Source organism: Aequorivita capsosiphonis DSM 23843 (assembly GCF_000429125.1).
In the GTDB taxonomy this organism is placed as follows: domain Bacteria; phylum Bacteroidota; class Bacteroidia; order Flavobacteriales; family Flavobacteriaceae; genus Aequorivita; species Aequorivita capsosiphonis.
The window spans coordinates 281,469-296,471 of record NZ_AUBG01000002.1; the positions used below are offsets into that span (position 1 = coordinate 281,469).

Sequence of the window (15,003 nt, forward strand, 5' to 3'; positions counted from 1 at the left end):
TAGAAAAATAAACCGCAAGATGCGACCCCACAGGGGTCGTTCTATACTTGTCGCCATAACATGCTATAAATATGGAATCCCTCCGGGATTAACTTTATTATGCTTAAAACCAACCAATTCAAATTCATTCTATATTCTTAAAGAACCCAAAGAATCTGAATATTTATAGGAAATGGAGATAGACAATATGACCGATAGGAATTGTATTAGGCTTGACCGCATTAATACTCTATAAACATAGAGTCTCTTCAAAATTAGCTCTATTATTTGCAAACACAACGTATCAAATTTTATTCTATATTCTTACGGAATTCAAATAATCCGAATATTTATTTGAAATTGAAATAGACAATATAACGGGAAGGGATTGTATTATGCTTGTCCGCAATAATACTCTAGAAACATAGAGTCATTTCGAGATTAGGTTTATTATTTCCATTCACAATCAATAAAATTTTATTCTATATTCTTATGGAATTCAAAGAATCCGAATATCTATAGAAAATTGAAATAGACAATGTGCCTGACAGGGATTGTATTATGCCTATCCGCAATAATACTCTATGAATATAGTGTCTCTTCGAGATTAGGTTTATTATTTTCAATCATAATCAATGAAATTTTATTCTATATTCTTACGGAATTCTTAGTGATCAAAAATTTATAGAAAAAATGAATATGTGAGACTCAACCCTGACTGGATTGAATTAAGGTCATTAACAATGATATTCTATAATCACATGAAACCCTACGGGATTCTTTTGTTGAATAGCTCTGGTAAAAAAAGCTAAAATAATGTTCCTTGTCCGTCGTCATCAGTTTTAGAGTCATCTGAATCATCGCTCTTTTTTGACTTTTCATCTCCTGAAGCATCATTATCCTCGGTAACAACTTCAATTTCCTTTGGCTCGCTGGGCTTTGGAGCTTCGTAAACAAGTGGCTCCATAGTGTTTATTTCCAAAACTTTTTCTTTGGTCAACTGATTGCCCATTGCGGTAATTCCTTTTATCGCTATAAACTCTTCTAAATTTAACTCCAAATTTTCTTCACGCTCCTGCCCTCTTTTCTTTGTAAAAACTATTTCGGCCATGGGGCGGTGTTCCGTAAATATTTTTTCTAAATACGAATCAGGGTGCTCAGTAATGATGGCTTCCTCTTTATCAGGATGCTCAATTAGGAAACGCTTTACATAAAACAATTGCTTATCCCCTTCCCAATAAATAGCACTTATGGGTTTTTTAGGGTCCCATTTTTCTAGAATGATCATATCATCATCAAAGCGCAAGGTTAAATCTGGAATTACAGTTTTAACAATACCTTTTTGGTTGATGATTAGCAATCTATCTTCCTTGCGGAATTCACCTAAGAGCTCTCCGCGATCGTCTACATTTAATCGCTGTACAGAATCGTCAAACCAGATTTTACGTGGTTTTAAAGTTGAAAGCCCCTTCTCTTTCAGCTCAATTTTTCTGATAGAGTATTTTGTAACAATATTTCCTTTGGATTTTCTTCCTTTCACTAACTGATCTGAAAAATCAAGATCAAATTTCAGCTTTTTGATACTTCCGGACTGACGTAAAAATATAGTTACAACTTCGGCTTCTCCATTGGGATTGGCCGTAAAATAAATAGCTTTGGAACCTTTTGTTCCATTTGTCATATCATATTCCCTATCTCTCGTTGTAGAAGTTACCGCGAAACGTTTTACGTAGTTTGCGCCGCGAGGACCATCGCGATAGATCATATTGTAAATGGTTCGCTTGTCCTTCTTCTTAAAAACCGCAACATGGATAATCCCTTTCCCAATAAAGGTTTTTTGATCCACCCTAGTAACCATCATTTTTCCCTCTTCAGTAAAAACAATAATATCGTCAATGTCGCTACATTCGGTTACGTATTCGTCTCGTTTTAGGCTGGTGCCAACAAAACCTTCAGCTCTATTCACATAGAGCTTTGTATTCCGGATGACAACCTTAGTTGCCTCAATATCATCAAAGGTTCTTATTTCTGTTTTTCGCTCCTTTCCGGCTCCATATTCCTTTTTCAGCCTCTTAAAATAGTCAATAGAATACTCAATTAAGTTTGCTAAGTGATGCTTTATCTGAGCAATACTATCTTCCAGTGCATCAATCTTTTGTTGGGCTTTGTCTATATCGAATTTTGAAATTCTTTTGATTCGAATTTCGGTCAATCTAACGATATCATCTTCAGTAATAGCACGCTTTAAATGTTTGATATGCGGCTGCAAACCCTTGTCGATTGCAGCTATTACTCCTTGCCAAGTTTCCTCTTCTTCTATGTCTCGGTAGATTCTGTTTTCAATGAAAATACGTTCTAAGGAAGCAAAGTGCCACTGCTCTTCCAATTCACTCAATTGGATTTCGAGTTCACTTTTTAGCAATTCTACGGTGCGGTCCGTACTTACGCGAAGCATTTCAGAAACCCCTACGAACAAGGGTTTATTATCTTCAATAACGCAACCCAATGGAGAAATGGATGATTCGCAAGCGGTGAATGCATAAAGTGCATCGATAGTTCTATCTGGTGAAATGCCACCAGGTAGATGAATTTGGATTTCCACTTCGGCAGCAGTGTTGTCCTCTATCTTTTTAATTTTTATTTTCCCTTTATCATTCGCCTTTAAAATAGAATCAATGAGCGATGAAGTATTTGTACCGAAAGGAATCTCGGTAATTACAAGTGTATTTTTATCAAGTTGGCTGATACGTGCCCGGCTTCTAATTTTTCCGCCACGCAATCCGTCGTTGTAATTGGCTACATCCATAATTCCACCCGTTGGGAAATCGGGATAGATTTGAAATTTTTTACCTTGCAAATGCTTTACGGAAGCGTCTATCAGCTCAATAAAGTTATGCGGTAAGATTTTAGTTGAAAGTCCAACAGCGATTCCTTCTCCACCTTGATTTAGCAGCAGTGGAAACTTAACGGGTAGGTTAATGGGTTCTTTTCTACGACCATCATAAGAAGCTTGCCATCTGGTTATCTTAGGGTTGTAAACCACATCAACAGCAAATTTTGAAAGCCGCGCTTCAATATATCGAGAGGCAGCAGCGCTATCGCCCGTAAGAATATTCCCCCAGTTTCCTTGGGTGTCAATTAATAAATCTTTTTGTCCAATCTGCACCATGGCATCTGCAATACTAGCATCTCCGTGTGGGTGATACTGCATCGTATGTCCTACAATGTTCGCTACTTTATTGTATCGGCCATCATCCAAATCTTTCATGGACTGCATAATACGACGCTGCACAGGTTTAAAACCGTCCTCTATTGCGGGTACAGCACGTTCTAGGATTACGTAGCTAGCATAATCCAAAAACCAGTCGCGGTACATTCCAGTTACCTTTTTAATGGTATCGGCGGAAGTATCGTCGTTTACGCCCAAATAGTCTGGACCTGTGATTTCTTGTTCTTCGTTATTGTCGAGTTCGTCACTCATTATATATTACCTATTCTTTATTTTTATTATTTATTCTCTGCGTAGGTAGCTCTGGGGTTCTTTGTTATCCCGATAGCTATCGGGACTGTGCTATAGCTATTACGCCGTCCCGATAGCTATTTAGCCCTTAGGATTCCGTGTATATAGATAAAGATCTCAATTTATTAGCACTCGTGAGCATACTGCCAACTGCTACTGAATACTGAACACTTTTTTTACTCCTCAACTCTATCCAACTCCACCTTCAAATTATCAATAATAAACTCCTGCCGGTCCGGGGTGTTTTTTCCCATATAAAACGAAAGCAATTCCTCAATACTCATTGACTTATCAAGCATTACAGGATCTAAACGTATATCGTTCCCAATAAAATGCACAAATTCATCAGGTGAAATTTCACCTAAACCTTTAAATCGGGTGATTTCCGGTTTTGGCTTTAATTTCTCCATGGCGTTCCTTCGTTCATCTTCGGAATAGCAATAAATGGTTTCTTTTTTATTTCGAACACGGAATAATGGGGTTTGTAAAATATAGAGATGTCCTTCTTTTATCAATTCTGGAAAAAACTGAAGAAAAAACGTAATCAACAGCAAACGAATGTGCATTCCGTCCACATCGGCATCTGTGGCGATTACGATGTTGTTATACCGCAAATCTTCCATGGAATCTTCAATATTCAACGCGGCTTGCAAAAGATTGAATTCTTCGTTTTCGTAAACAATCTTTTTCGTCATTCCGTAGGTGTTCAAGGGTTTTCCTCGAAGCGAAAAAACGGCTTGTGTATTTACATCCCGACTTTTAGTGATGCTTCCACTCGCAGAGTCTCCCTCGGTTATAAACAAAGTAGATTCTAGGTTTCTTGCGTTTTTAACATCTGCCAGATGCACGCGGCAATCTCTCAGTTTTTTATTGTGAAGATTGGCTTTTTTTGCACGGTCTTTTGCCAGTTTTCTAATTCCACTTAACTCTTTGCGTTCCCGTTCGGCTTGTACTATTTTTCGCTGAATTGCGTCTGCTACCTCTGCGTTTTTATGAAGGTAATTATCGAGCTGCGTTTTTACAAAATCATTGATAAATGTTCTAACAGTAGGCAGCTCACCACCCATATCAGTAGAACCGAGCTTGGTTTTGGTCTGACTCTCAAAAACAGGCTCCATGACCTTGATGCTGACCGCCGAAACAATAGATTTCCGCACATCGCTGGCATCGTAATTTTTACCGTAAAACTCCCGTACCGTTTTCACCAAAGCTTCTCGGAAAGCAGCTAAATGCGTTCCACCCTGCGTGGTATTCTGACCGTTTACAAAACTGTGATATTCTTCGCTGTATTGGGTTTTACTGTGTGTTATGGCAACTTCAATGTCTTCACCACGAAGATGAATTATGGGGTATGCCATATCTTCTTCGGAAATGGTTTCCATCAATAGATCTTTCAGTCCATTTTCGGAATAAAACTTTTCGCCATTAAAATCTATCGTCAGTCTTGGATTGAGATAGACGTAGTTTTTGAGCATTTTCTGCACATATTCCGTGCGGTATTTAAAATTTTTAAAAATACCTTCGTCGGGAATAAATATTACCTTGGTACCTTTTCGCTTTGAAGATTCTTCTATAGCTATGTCGTTGGTGAGCTCTCCCAAAGAAAATTCCGCAACTTTCATTTTGTTCTCGCGCACCGATTCCACCTTGAAAAATGATGAAAGTGCATTTACAGCTTTGGTACCAACCCCGTTTAAGCCGACCGATTTCTTAAAAGCGCGGCTATCATACTTCCCTCCGGTGTTCATTTTTGAAACTACATCCACTACTTTTCCAAGTGGAATTCCACGTCCGTAATCGCGAACTTTAACTTCTTTGTCCTTGATGCGCACCTCGATGGTTTTTCCGGAACCCATTACGAATTCATCTATACAGTTGTCAATCACCTCTTTTAGAAGGATATAGATACCATCATCGGGTGAGGAACCATCACCCAATTTCCCAATATACATCCCTGGGCGCATCCGGATATGTTCTTTCCAGTCGAGCGAGCGTATGTTGTCTTCGGTATATTGTGTTTCGGTCATAAGGATTTGGTGTAGGGTTGCTAATATAAATATACGTTAGCACTTGTGAAACCAATACTTGGGAAAGTAATTAACAATAAAATGATTTAGATTGTTAGTAATTTGCTTTCAACTACAAGTGCGAGAAAATCTCAATTTATTCAGAATAAAATACTATATGTTTTCTTCAAAAGCAAGTGTTTTGAATTCTTTCGAAAAAAGTCTTTCTAAGGTCGAAGGAATGAACTGTTAAGGTTAGAAAGAAGCTTTCAGTAATTTGGGTTTTCGTATAAAGCCATATAAACGCCCAATTGAGAAAATTTCTGTTTTAACACCCACGAATTCAAGACTGTATCCATAGTAGCATCATCCATAGAATTTTCCACATTACTCATCAACATATATTTATTTTTGTCTAAATCTGGATTGGGAATATGGAAGACTTTGGTCTTAACTTTTGTATTCGCTGGATCATTTATATTTTCTCTTAAATAGGTTGCAATTTGAATTCGTTTGAAATTATTCGTATCAATATAATTTTGCATTTTTCTTTCTACGGGGAAAAAGTTAAGATATGCAAAGGAACTATCCCAAGCTTGAGCAATTTTAGGAGGATAAATCCAAAAATGTCCCGTGATTAGGCCAATGCAAGCTAAAGGAATAAGCCATTTTTTAATGTTTACTTGACGCACTTCATCATATAAAAGATTGACAAACAAAATCATGACCAATAGATATGAAATCATTACATATCGCGGTCCTGAAGGATTGCTAAACGGCACAATTCCGAAGAAAAACACAATTACGAAAACTACTAATAGCAAAAATGTTTTATGTGTTGCTTTGTTAAAATTTAAACTTGAATTTCTGTATTTCCAAAGTAAAATACACGTTGGAAATACAATAAAAATTCTTCCGAAGTCTAAATAAAACTTCAAATAAGCAAGTGCATTTTTAAAGATAGTTTGAAATGACGCCACTTCTCGATGTTGTGAATAGTTTCTTTGCTTGGTAATAATTGCCCAACCTATTTCGCTATACTGATAGATGGCAAAAATCAAAAATAATACTATCCCAATCAAATAGGGATACAGTTGCTTTTTACTATAATTTAGATAGTGATTTTTATTTAAAATGAAGTGACAGATACCTAGTGCAATAAACACATAGATGCCACGTAAGTTTGTCAATAATGCACCTACTAAGGCTATGGTGAGCAAGAGGAATTTGTTTTTAAGTAAAGCGTTGCAGCCTAATAATGTAAAAAACAGAAGTAACATATCATTGTTTAAACTGGTAGTCTGCGCAAGTAACGTAGGTTCTAGACAAATAAAGAAGAACAGAATCAACGGAACATTTTCATCAAATAATGATTTAACTAATCTAAAAAGTTGATAAAAAACTCCAATATTTATAAGGAGCAACAGCATTCTACTCGCCCAAAGTGATTGACCAAGAATTTTCCAGGTAAGCGCTAGGCTTGTTATCCAGAGCGGCGGGTGACCAGAATTCATGTCACTCGGAACGATTAAGCTTCCAAAGTTATTCTCATAAATCCAACCCGCGCGTAATGCCTTACTTGTTGCGTCCCAAAAAAAAGGGATGTCTATAGTTAAGTAATATTCTATAACTAACAGTATAAATACTGTTAAGAGGTATTTTGAGTCATTGGAAGTGAATGAATTTTTCATGAAATTTAAAGCAGGCATTTAAAAAGGATCGATGTTGCTATTGAAAAAATTATTTTAATCAAGCTAGCAAATTATGAAAAATAGCCGAACCGCGAAATATGGATATGACGATAAATCAAATTTTTGCTAAACTTTTGTGAAGAAAGCCTCTTCTAATAGAGTAGCTGGATTTCTTTTTATAATTTCATAGCGCAAATAAAAAACCTACATGGAATTTATAGACTACTACAAAGTTCTTGGAGTCAACAAAAGTGCGACGGCCGCAGAAATAAAAAAGGCGTATCGCAAACTGGCAAGAAAGTTACACCCCGATTTAAACCCCAACGATAAAGCTGCACAAGAAAAATTTCAGAAAATAAATGAGGCGAATGAGGTTTTGAGCGATCCAGAAAAACGCAAAAAATTCGACCAATATGGAAAAGATTGGCAACATGCCGATGCCTTTGAAGAAGCGAAAAAACAACAAGGCTCACAAGGATTTGGTGGCGGTTATGGCGGTAGCAGAAGCTATGGCGGCGGCGCACAAGGCTATGAAGAAAGCCAGTTCTCCGACTTTTTTGAATCTATGTTTGGAGGCAGTGGCGGTGGTTTTAGCGGTGGCGGCGGTAGAAGACAAACATCCCAATTTAAAGGTCAGGATTTAAATGCCACACTTCGGCTTAATTTGACCGACATTTTAAAAGATCAAAAACAGACCATTAGCATAGGTGATAAAAAAATAGGGCTTACAATTCCTGCCGGTGTTGAAGATGGGCAAACAATTAAAATAAAAAACTACGGAGGCGAGGGAATGAATGGCGGTCCAAAAGGTGATCTTTTCATTACTTTCGAGGTCTTAAACAATACCACATTTAAAAGAATGAATAGCGATTTGTATTCTAATGAAAATATTTCACTCTACACCGCTCTTTTAGGTGGCGATATCACTGTTAAAACACTAACTGGTAAAGTAAAGTTGAAGGTAAAACCCGAAACTCAAAACGACACTAAAGTTAAACTGAAAGGAAAAGGATTGCCTAAGTACAAGAAAGAAGATCAACATGGCGACTTGTACATAACCTATAAAATTGACCTACCTAAAAGCCTTTCCGATAAAGAAAAAGAATTATTTACCGAACTTTCAAAACTGAGATAATGGCACAGGAAAAATATATATTGGTAAGCCTCTATTGCGAACAGTCACATATTGAAAATACTTTTGTTCAAAATCTGTATGAATATGGCTTGGTAAATCTTGAAGAAAGGGAAAGCGAAACTTTTATTGATGAGGACGACATTACAGAGATAGAGCGGTTATTTCGTTTGCACCACGATCTCGGAATCAATTATGAAGGCTTAGACGCAATAAAACAAATGCTGAACCGAATGAGAAAGATGGAAAAAGAGCTGGATCTACTTCAAAAAAAACTGCGTTTATATGAATAATAAATTTCCAAAGTGATGATGTGTCTCTTATAATTTCGTGTTAAAAATAATTTTAGCATTTTAACAATACTATATCTTTATTCAAACTTAAAACTAATCAATAAAGCATTTTATGGTAAAATTCGTCGGTATTTTAGCACTATTTCTTACTGCAAATATATATTCCCAAAGTATAAATCAAGAATCATTAAATACGCTTCAACAAAATGATGTGGCGTCATTAACTACTATTAAAGAATTAAACACCTTCTCTAATTCACTTTCTTATAACCTCTATGATCAAGATGACTTTACCCAAAGTTCATCCGAAATCAACAATCTTAATACGCTGAATCTAAAAAATAGCAACTCACCTTATGAGTGGAAATGGCTGAGAGATGGAATTTGGACAGGAACGGCCTTGGGAGGTGCCGTACTGGGATATTCTCTTATAATAAGTAAAGACGATATTACTGAAGTTAGGTTGCAAGAAGTACTCGCTAAGGAAAAGGATATTAATTTTTTAGATAAATGGGCTGCCGGAAATGATTCCGAAGCCGCTTTAGGACAGAGTAACATTCCTTTTGCTATATCTTTTGCCACCCCTTTAGTTTTACTTTTTGACGATGATATCAATGATCATGCAGGGCAATATTTAGGCTTATATTTAGAAAGCCTAGCGACAACTGCTGCAATATATACCATAACCGCAGGACTGGTAAATAGATCACGACCTTATGTATATAGTGATGGCGCCTCTTTGGATAGACGTTTAATAAACAATGGGCAACGCTCCTTTTATTCAGGCCACGTGGCCGCGGCTGCAACAGCAACGTTTTTTGCTGCTAAAGTTTATACAGATTACCACCCAGAAACTTCGGGTAAAGTATTTATATGGGGAGGCGCCGCAGCGATACCCGCTACCGTGGGTTTCTTTAGAATTAAAGCAGGACAACACTTTTTAACCGATGTACTTTTGGGGTATGCTTTAGGAGCTGCTACAGGAATTTTAGTCCCAGAACTTCATAAAAAGAAAATCGAAAACATGGATGTTTATCCCAGTTCAGGAACTAGCTTTAATGGCGATACGTATAGCGGAATGGCTTTTAGGTATAGTTTTTAGATGTAAGATGTGAGACATCAGATGTGAGAAAATAGTACAAGCTTCTCACATCTCAAGTCTCATATCTATAATTACACGTTAAAGCGGAAGTGCATTACATCGCCATCCTTAACAATATATTCCTTCCCTTCTACTCCCATTTTTCCGGCTTCCTTAACTTTAGCTTCGCTACCGTAGGTTACATAGTCGTCATATTTTATTACTTCGGCACGAATAAATCCTTTTTCAAAATCTGTATGGATTACTCCTGCTGCCTGTGGTGCAGTTGAGCCAACTGGAATAGTCCAAGCGCGGACTTCCTTTACACCAGCCGTAAAATAGGTTTGTAGGTTAAGTAAAGTATAGGCACTTCTAATTAATTTTGCGGAACCAGCTTCTTCCAATCCCAAATCTTCAAGGAACATCTGGCGTTCATCAAAAGTCTCGAGTTCTGTAATATCGGCTTCAGTTCCAACTGCCAAAACCAATACCTCGGCATTTTCTCCAGCAACGGCTTCTTTCACCTTTTCAACATAAGCATTTCCTGTAGCCGCCGAACCTTCATCTACGTTACATACGTACATTACCGGTTTGTCAGTAATAAACTGGGCGTTCACTATAAATTCTGCACGCTCTTCATCAGATAAATCGATGGCACGAACAGAAATTCCAGCTTCTAAACCTGATTTTACTTTTAGTAATGCGGTTTCTTCTTTTTGAGCTTCTTTGTTTCCAGTACGTGCGGCACGTTTTACTTTTTCAAGTTTTTTATCAACCGTTTCAAGATCTTTTAACTGTAACTCAATATCGATTGTTTCCTTATCGCGGATAGGGTTTACATTTCCATCTACATGAACAATATTATCGTCATCAAAACAACGAAGTACGTGTAAAATAGCATCGGTTTCACGAATATTGCTCAAAAATTGGTTTCCCAAACCTTCACCTTTACTCGCTCCTTTTACAAGTCCGGCGATATCTACTATTTCTACAGTTGCAGGAAGCACGCGTTCTGGGTTTACTAATTCCTCGAGCTTTAAAAGTCGCTTATCTGGAACATTTACCACACCCACATTCGGCTCAATGGTACAAAAAGGAAAGTTTGCACTTTGCGCCTTAGCGTTGCTCAAACAATTGAAAAGAGTGGATTTTCCCACATTTGGTAATCCTACAATACCTGCTTTCATAATTATATTTTATAATCTTTTAATATATATATTGACATAGTGCACTAACAGATAGCATATTGGACGAAATTAATTGTTTTAAAATAATTCATTTCAAAAATAGTTTAGTCTTATCTCTTGCTTCCCAACGCCTAATGCTTTTTGATTTGTTTTTCTTAACGAAGCTAACCTCGGTTTAAGAAGCTGCAAATATACGTTTTAAGAACAAAGTTTCAACAGGAGATTTCAAATTGCTTTTCAAAAAAAATTGGCTATTGTTTCACTTAAAATTTGCAAAAACTTAACTACATCAGGCCTAAGTTTACTAAATAAACAAAAACAACCAATAATTATGAGAAAATTAATCATGAGTGTAGCCATTGCGGCTTTTGCAATTGCAAGTATCCAGGCGCAGGAAAATAAAACCTTAAAAAAAGAATCTACCATAAAACGTGAAGTTACCAAGGAAGGAAGCAACGTTAGAGTAAAGGAAACTAAAAGTACTGACACAGAAAGTGGTGCTATTATTGTTGAAGGTAACAAAAAAACCAATCAAGAATTCAACGAAAATACGAGCAAAAATATTTCAAAGGAAGTATTGGTAGATGCAGTTGATATTGATCAAAACAATGAAGCTTCAATTGCCAGAAAAAAAGAAATACAACAGGCAGAACTAGAGAAATCCAAAAGGAATCAAGAAGAAATGGCTGCCCAAAAAAAACGGGAATATGATCAAAAACAGCTCCAGATGAAAAAGGAGCTGGCCGATAGAAGAGAAAATCTGCAAGCAAGACCTAAAGGAATGAATAAGCTTAGGAAAGACTAAATTTTTGTTTTAATATTTTATAAAAGTCCATCTCTATTAATTGAGGTGGACTTTTTTCATCTATAAAATGGAATCGAGCGTTTTTCTATAAATATCGAAATTCACCAAATTGTTATGGGTTCCATCTGGAATTGTTTTAAAGGTAAGTTTTCCTTTCGTTTTTAATTTTGAAAGTCTTTCACTGTTTTTGTAGTTAACCACATAATCATCTGTACCGTGAAAAATTAAAATAGGACACGATACATTCTTTAAATATTGGTAGGTTGGAAAGTGAAACTTTAGAAACCAACTTACTGGAAGAAATGGAAAGCGCTCCCCTGCCACTTCATCCAAACTATAAAAGGGAGCTTCCAGAATTAATTGTTTTGGATGATTTTTGGCTGCGACATAAGTTGCAAAAGTAGTTCCTAAAGATCGGCCATAAACCACTATTTTATCTTCGGAATAGTTTTCCAGCAATAAATCATAAAATAGTTGAGCATCATTATATAAGGCCTTTTCACTGAGTTTCCCAGTACTTTTACCATAAGTTCTATAATCCATTACCAAGACATCGTACTGTATATTGACAAATTTTTGCACCACCTTGCCCCAACTGGAAAGCTCGCCTGCGTTTCCATGGAAATATAAAATCACTCCTTTTGGATTTTCAACCTTAAAATGAAGTGCATTTAAAACTGCCCCATCATCGGTTTTTAAATTAATCTCTTCAAAATCACCTGGAAATGAATATGTGTAATTCTTTGCAAGTGGCTCCGGCATAAAGATCATCTTATCCTGCAAAAAATAAAGTGCCGCACCAATACTAAGATATAAGCAAGCTATTACAATCAGAAATTTCTTTAACCAGCGTTTCATATTCCTAAAAACTATTTTGTATCCGTTTGAATTAAAGAAAGACCCAATCTCTTTTTATAGGTTTCCGTTATTCCAGTCATAATTATGAGATAAGATTTAAAATTATTCAATTTTTTACGGTCGTATGGCATGCTCTAATATAATGGTTTGAGCATCCCCATGTATTTTCGAAAACTTTAAATGCCTTTCAAAGGTTTTCTTATTGTTTCAATTTGATGGACTAAATATATTATCGAAATTATTAATAAAAACTAGAAATATGAACTTTAGCAAATGATTATTAAGCCTTTATGGTTTTTTAACATCTGATCTAGGTACTTTTGAATTTAACAAAAACAAAAATAACAACCATTATGAAAAAAGTACTTATAATATTTGCATTAGCAGCCTTCACAACTGGTTTTGCTCAGGAAAATAAAGACACAACGAAGGAATCGATAATAACAAAAGAATCGGTTAAAAGCAGCAAAGGCGTTGATGTTTCTACAAAATCTAAAACTATTACTAAAAAACAAGCACGTTCTTTGGAAAATGCTGACGCTAATAAAATAAATCAAAGTGTGGTTATGAAGCCTGCTGAAGTGGATACCAATGTCAGTTATTCTTATGACGGCAATCGCTTCCAATTTATAAATCAGAAGGATAAGAATGGATATAGAATGATGACTGTTAGAGATAATGCTACAAAAGAAGATTACGCCATCATCAAGCCTTCAACGCAGAACGGATATTATATTTTGGCAAAAGACGGAACTTCCTCTTTTGGATACTTTAATGAAGATGGAAATTTTGTTGTGGAGCGCTATGATGCCAAAACCGACGCAGTCGTTTCTGACGTTTATAAATTAGATATGAAAAAGGATTCCATGAAAAAATAAATCCTTTGTCTATCCCCACAAAGGGAATCGCCCTTGAATCCTAGGATTGAAGGGCGATTTTTTATTGATTAAAATGATTAGTGAATTATTCTTTGTGCATAAATGCTTGCTTCGCCAATAACTCTTCATCTGTTTCCACATGATCTTCATCGGGAATGCAGCAGTCCACAGGGCAAACTGCAGCGCACTGCGGCTCATCGTGAAAACCTTTACATTCTGTACATTTATCGGCAACAATAAAATATATTTCATCGCTGACGGGTTCTTGTGCTTCATTGGCATCTACTTCTTTTCCATTGGGTAAAACAACCTTACCTTCAAGGTCGGTGCCATCTGCGTAACGCCAATCATCTGCGCCTTCATAAATAGCTGTATTAGGACATTCAGGCTCACATGCCCCACAGTTTATACATTCATCTGTTATAATAATTGCCATGGTATTTAGTTTTTCTAACTTTGCACAAATTTAATGCCTATAAAGGGTAACTCCAAGAGAAGTATGCAATTAAAAGACAGAATTAACGCTTTTATCAGTTTAGGGAAATTCCTACGAGAAATCGCAAAGGAAAACCAAACCAAAAACGGCATTTCGAAAAATTTAAACCCTGATTCCGAGAGCTATCAGCACGAATCAATTTTAAAAAAAGCCGAAGCTGAAAACGGATGGTTTACACAGGAAAATATAAACTTTGCACTTATAAGTTGGAGCGAGGCTCTTTCCGAAGAAAACATCAAGCATTGGATTTCAAAATATGAGTTCCAAGAAACTAACGCGAAAACGGTCGCTATTATCATGGCCGGAAACGTTCCCTTGGTAGGTTTTCACGATTTTCTTTCCGTATTGATTACGAGCAATAAAGTTCTAGTGAAATTAGCATCTAATGATAAAACTTTATTACCGTTCTTGGCCAATCAATTAATTGCTGTTGAGCCAAAATTTCAGGATTATATTGAATTTACGGAAGGGAGGATGAGCAATTTCGATGCCGTTATCGCCACAGGAAGCAACAACACCGCGCGCTATTTTGATTATTACTTCGGAAAATATCCTAATATAATTCGAAAAAACAGAAACTCGGTTGCCGTTTTAACAGGAAATGAAACCGAGGAAGACTTAAGAAATCTTGCTGATGATATTTTTAGGTATTTCGGACTTGGTTGCCGAAATGTTTCGAAAATATACATTCCCGAAGATTATGATTTTGAGCCTTTCTTCAAAGGAATGTTCTCTTGGAAGGAAATAATCCATAATCACAAATACATTAATAATTACGATTATAACAAAGCTGTTTACTTAATGGACGGCTTTCCACTTCTCGATAATGAATTTATGTTACTCAAAGAGGATACCGGCTTCTCCTCGCCTATTTCGGTAGTTTTTTATGAAAAATACACTTCTAAATATGCGGTAAAAAAGAAACTGGAAGCGGAAGCTGAAAACATACAATGTTTAGTTACAAAAGCAGGATTACCCAACGAAATCCCTTTCGGGAAAGCACAAAATCCAGAATTATGGGACTATGCTGATGGTGTAAATACTATTGACTTTTTGTTGAAAATTCATAAATAAAAA

At 36.3% G+C, this 15,003-nt stretch carries 12 protein-coding genes; 6 read left to right on the forward strand and 6 right to left on the reverse strand.

Features of this window, described 5'->3' with window-relative positions; all coding sequences use genetic code 11:
• Nucleotides 1-787 precede the first annotated feature (787 nt).
• From G440_RS0103655 to G440_RS0103665, 3 genes are all read right to left on the reverse strand, one after another.
• Nucleotides 788-3,460: a DNA gyrase/topoisomerase IV subunit A gene (locus tag G440_RS0103655; protein WP_026450054.1), complete on the reverse strand. Its 2,673-nt coding sequence runs from the start codon at nt 3,458-3,460 to the stop codon at nt 788-790.
• A gap of 215 nt (nt 3,461-3,675) precedes the next feature.
• A complete protein-coding gene (locus G440_RS0103660) occupies nt 3,676-5,526 on the reverse strand; it encodes a DNA topoisomerase IV subunit B (RefSeq protein ID WP_026450055.1) in 1,851 nt (616 codons plus the stop codon).
• 248 nt (nt 5,527-5,774) lie between these two features.
• On the reverse strand, nt 5,775-7,196 hold the full coding sequence (locus tag G440_RS0103665) for an ArnT family glycosyltransferase (RefSeq protein WP_169718937.1): 1,422 nt from the start codon (nt 7,194-7,196) through the stop codon (nt 5,775-5,777).
• A 208-nt stretch (nt 7,197-7,404) separates the two neighbouring features.
• On the opposite strand from G440_RS0103665, the gene G440_RS0103670 reads away from it, so the two are divergent.
• The 3 genes from G440_RS0103670 (at nt 7,405) to G440_RS19430 (ending at nt 9,723) form a co-directional block, all read left to right on the forward strand.
• Complete coding sequence (locus G440_RS0103670; protein ID WP_026450057.1) at nt 7,405-8,331, forward strand: DnaJ C-terminal domain-containing protein; 927 nt, start codon at nt 7,405-7,407, stop codon at nt 8,329-8,331.
• Nucleotides 8,331-8,621, forward strand: a complete 291-nt coding sequence (locus G440_RS0103675) for a chaperone modulator CbpM (protein ID WP_034258923.1) — start codon at nt 8,331-8,333, stop codon at nt 8,619-8,621. The genes G440_RS0103670 and G440_RS0103675 overlap by 1 nt, the downstream gene beginning before the upstream one ends.
• 112 nt (nt 8,622-8,733) lie before the next feature.
• Nucleotides 8,734-9,723 (forward strand): phosphatase PAP2 family protein, encoded by a 990-nt coding sequence (locus G440_RS19430; RefSeq protein WP_026450059.1) that lies wholly within the window; start codon nt 8,734-8,736, stop codon nt 9,721-9,723.
• A gap of 71 nt (nt 9,724-9,794) precedes the next feature.
• Here the strand turns inward: G440_RS19430 and ychF are convergent, their stop codons facing one another.
• The gene (gene ychF, locus G440_RS0103685) at nt 9,795-10,889 is read right to left on the reverse strand and encodes a redox-regulated ATPase YchF (protein WP_026450060.1); all 1,095 of its coding nucleotides are present in this window, start codon (nt 10,887-10,889) and stop codon (nt 9,795-9,797) included.
• Between the two features lie 331 nt (nt 10,890-11,220).
• On the opposite strand from ychF, the gene G440_RS0103690 reads away from it, so the two are divergent.
• Nucleotides 11,221-11,694, forward strand: a complete 474-nt coding sequence (locus G440_RS0103690) for a hypothetical protein (protein WP_157417840.1) — start codon at nt 11,221-11,223, stop codon at nt 11,692-11,694.
• Between the two features lie 60 nt (nt 11,695-11,754).
• Here G440_RS0103690 and G440_RS0103695 read toward each other — a convergent pair whose 3' ends face one another.
• A complete protein-coding gene (locus G440_RS0103695; RefSeq protein WP_026450062.1) occupies nt 11,755-12,552 on the reverse strand; it encodes an alpha/beta hydrolase in 798 nt (265 codons plus the stop codon).
• Nucleotides 12,553-12,905: 353 nt separating this feature from the next.
• On the opposite strand from G440_RS0103695, the gene G440_RS0103700 reads away from it, so the two are divergent.
• Nucleotides 12,906-13,430, forward strand: coding sequence for a hypothetical protein (locus G440_RS0103700; RefSeq protein ID WP_034258925.1), 525 nt, complete (start codon nt 12,906-12,908; stop codon nt 13,428-13,430).
• Between the two features lie 85 nt (nt 13,431-13,515).
• On the opposite strand, the gene G440_RS0103705 is transcribed toward G440_RS0103700, so the two are convergent.
• Entirely contained in the window at nt 13,516-13,866 is a 351-nt protein-coding gene (locus G440_RS0103705) for a 4Fe-4S binding protein (protein WP_026450064.1), read from the reverse strand.
• A 63-nt stretch (nt 13,867-13,929) separates the two neighbouring features.
• Between G440_RS0103705 and G440_RS0103710 the strand changes: the two genes are divergently transcribed.
• Complete coding sequence (locus G440_RS0103710; RefSeq protein ID WP_026450065.1) at nt 13,930-15,000, forward strand: acyl-CoA reductase; 1,071 nt, start codon at nt 13,930-13,932, stop codon at nt 14,998-15,000.
• Nucleotides 15,001-15,003 lie beyond the last annotated feature (3 nt).

What these genes read in the sequence shown, in the direction of transcription:
- G440_RS0103660 (WP_026450055.1), bottom strand. Translation starts at nt 5,526, where the DNA reads ATGACCGAAACACAATATACCGAAGACAACATACGCTCGCTCGACTGG.
- G440_RS0103675 (WP_034258923.1), top strand. Translation starts at nt 8,331, where the DNA reads ATGGCACAGGAAAAATATATATTGGTAAGCCTCTATTGCGAACAGTCA.
- G440_RS0103690 (WP_157417840.1), top strand. Translation starts at nt 11,221, where the DNA reads ATGAGAAAATTAATCATGAGTGTAGCCATTGCGGCTTTTGCAATTGCA.
- G440_RS0103695 (WP_026450062.1), bottom strand. Translation starts at nt 12,552, where the DNA reads ATGAAACGCTGGTTAAAGAAATTTCTGATTGTAATAGCTTGCTTATAT.
- ychF (WP_026450060.1), bottom strand. Translation starts at nt 10,889, where the DNA reads ATGAAAGCAGGTATTGTAGGATTACCAAATGTGGGAAAATCCACTCTT.
- G440_RS0103710 (WP_026450065.1), top strand. Translation starts at nt 13,930, where the DNA reads ATGCAATTAAAAGACAGAATTAACGCTTTTATCAGTTTAGGGAAATTC.
- G440_RS19430 (WP_026450059.1), top strand. Translation starts at nt 8,734, where the DNA reads ATGGTAAAATTCGTCGGTATTTTAGCACTATTTCTTACTGCAAATATA.
- G440_RS0103670 (WP_026450057.1), top strand. Translation starts at nt 7,405, where the DNA reads ATGGAATTTATAGACTACTACAAAGTTCTTGGAGTCAACAAAAGTGCG.
- G440_RS0103655 (WP_026450054.1), bottom strand. Translation starts at nt 3,460, where the DNA reads ATGAGTGACGAACTCGACAATAACGAAGAACAAGAAATCACAGGTCCA.
- G440_RS0103665 (WP_169718937.1), bottom strand. Translation starts at nt 7,196, where the DNA reads ATGAAAAATTCATTCACTTCCAATGACTCAAAATACCTCTTAACAGTA.
- G440_RS0103705 (WP_026450064.1), bottom strand. Translation starts at nt 13,866, where the DNA reads ATGGCAATTATTATAACAGATGAATGTATAAACTGTGGGGCATGTGAG.
- G440_RS0103700 (WP_034258925.1), top strand. Translation starts at nt 12,906, where the DNA reads ATGAAAAAAGTACTTATAATATTTGCATTAGCAGCCTTCACAACTGGT.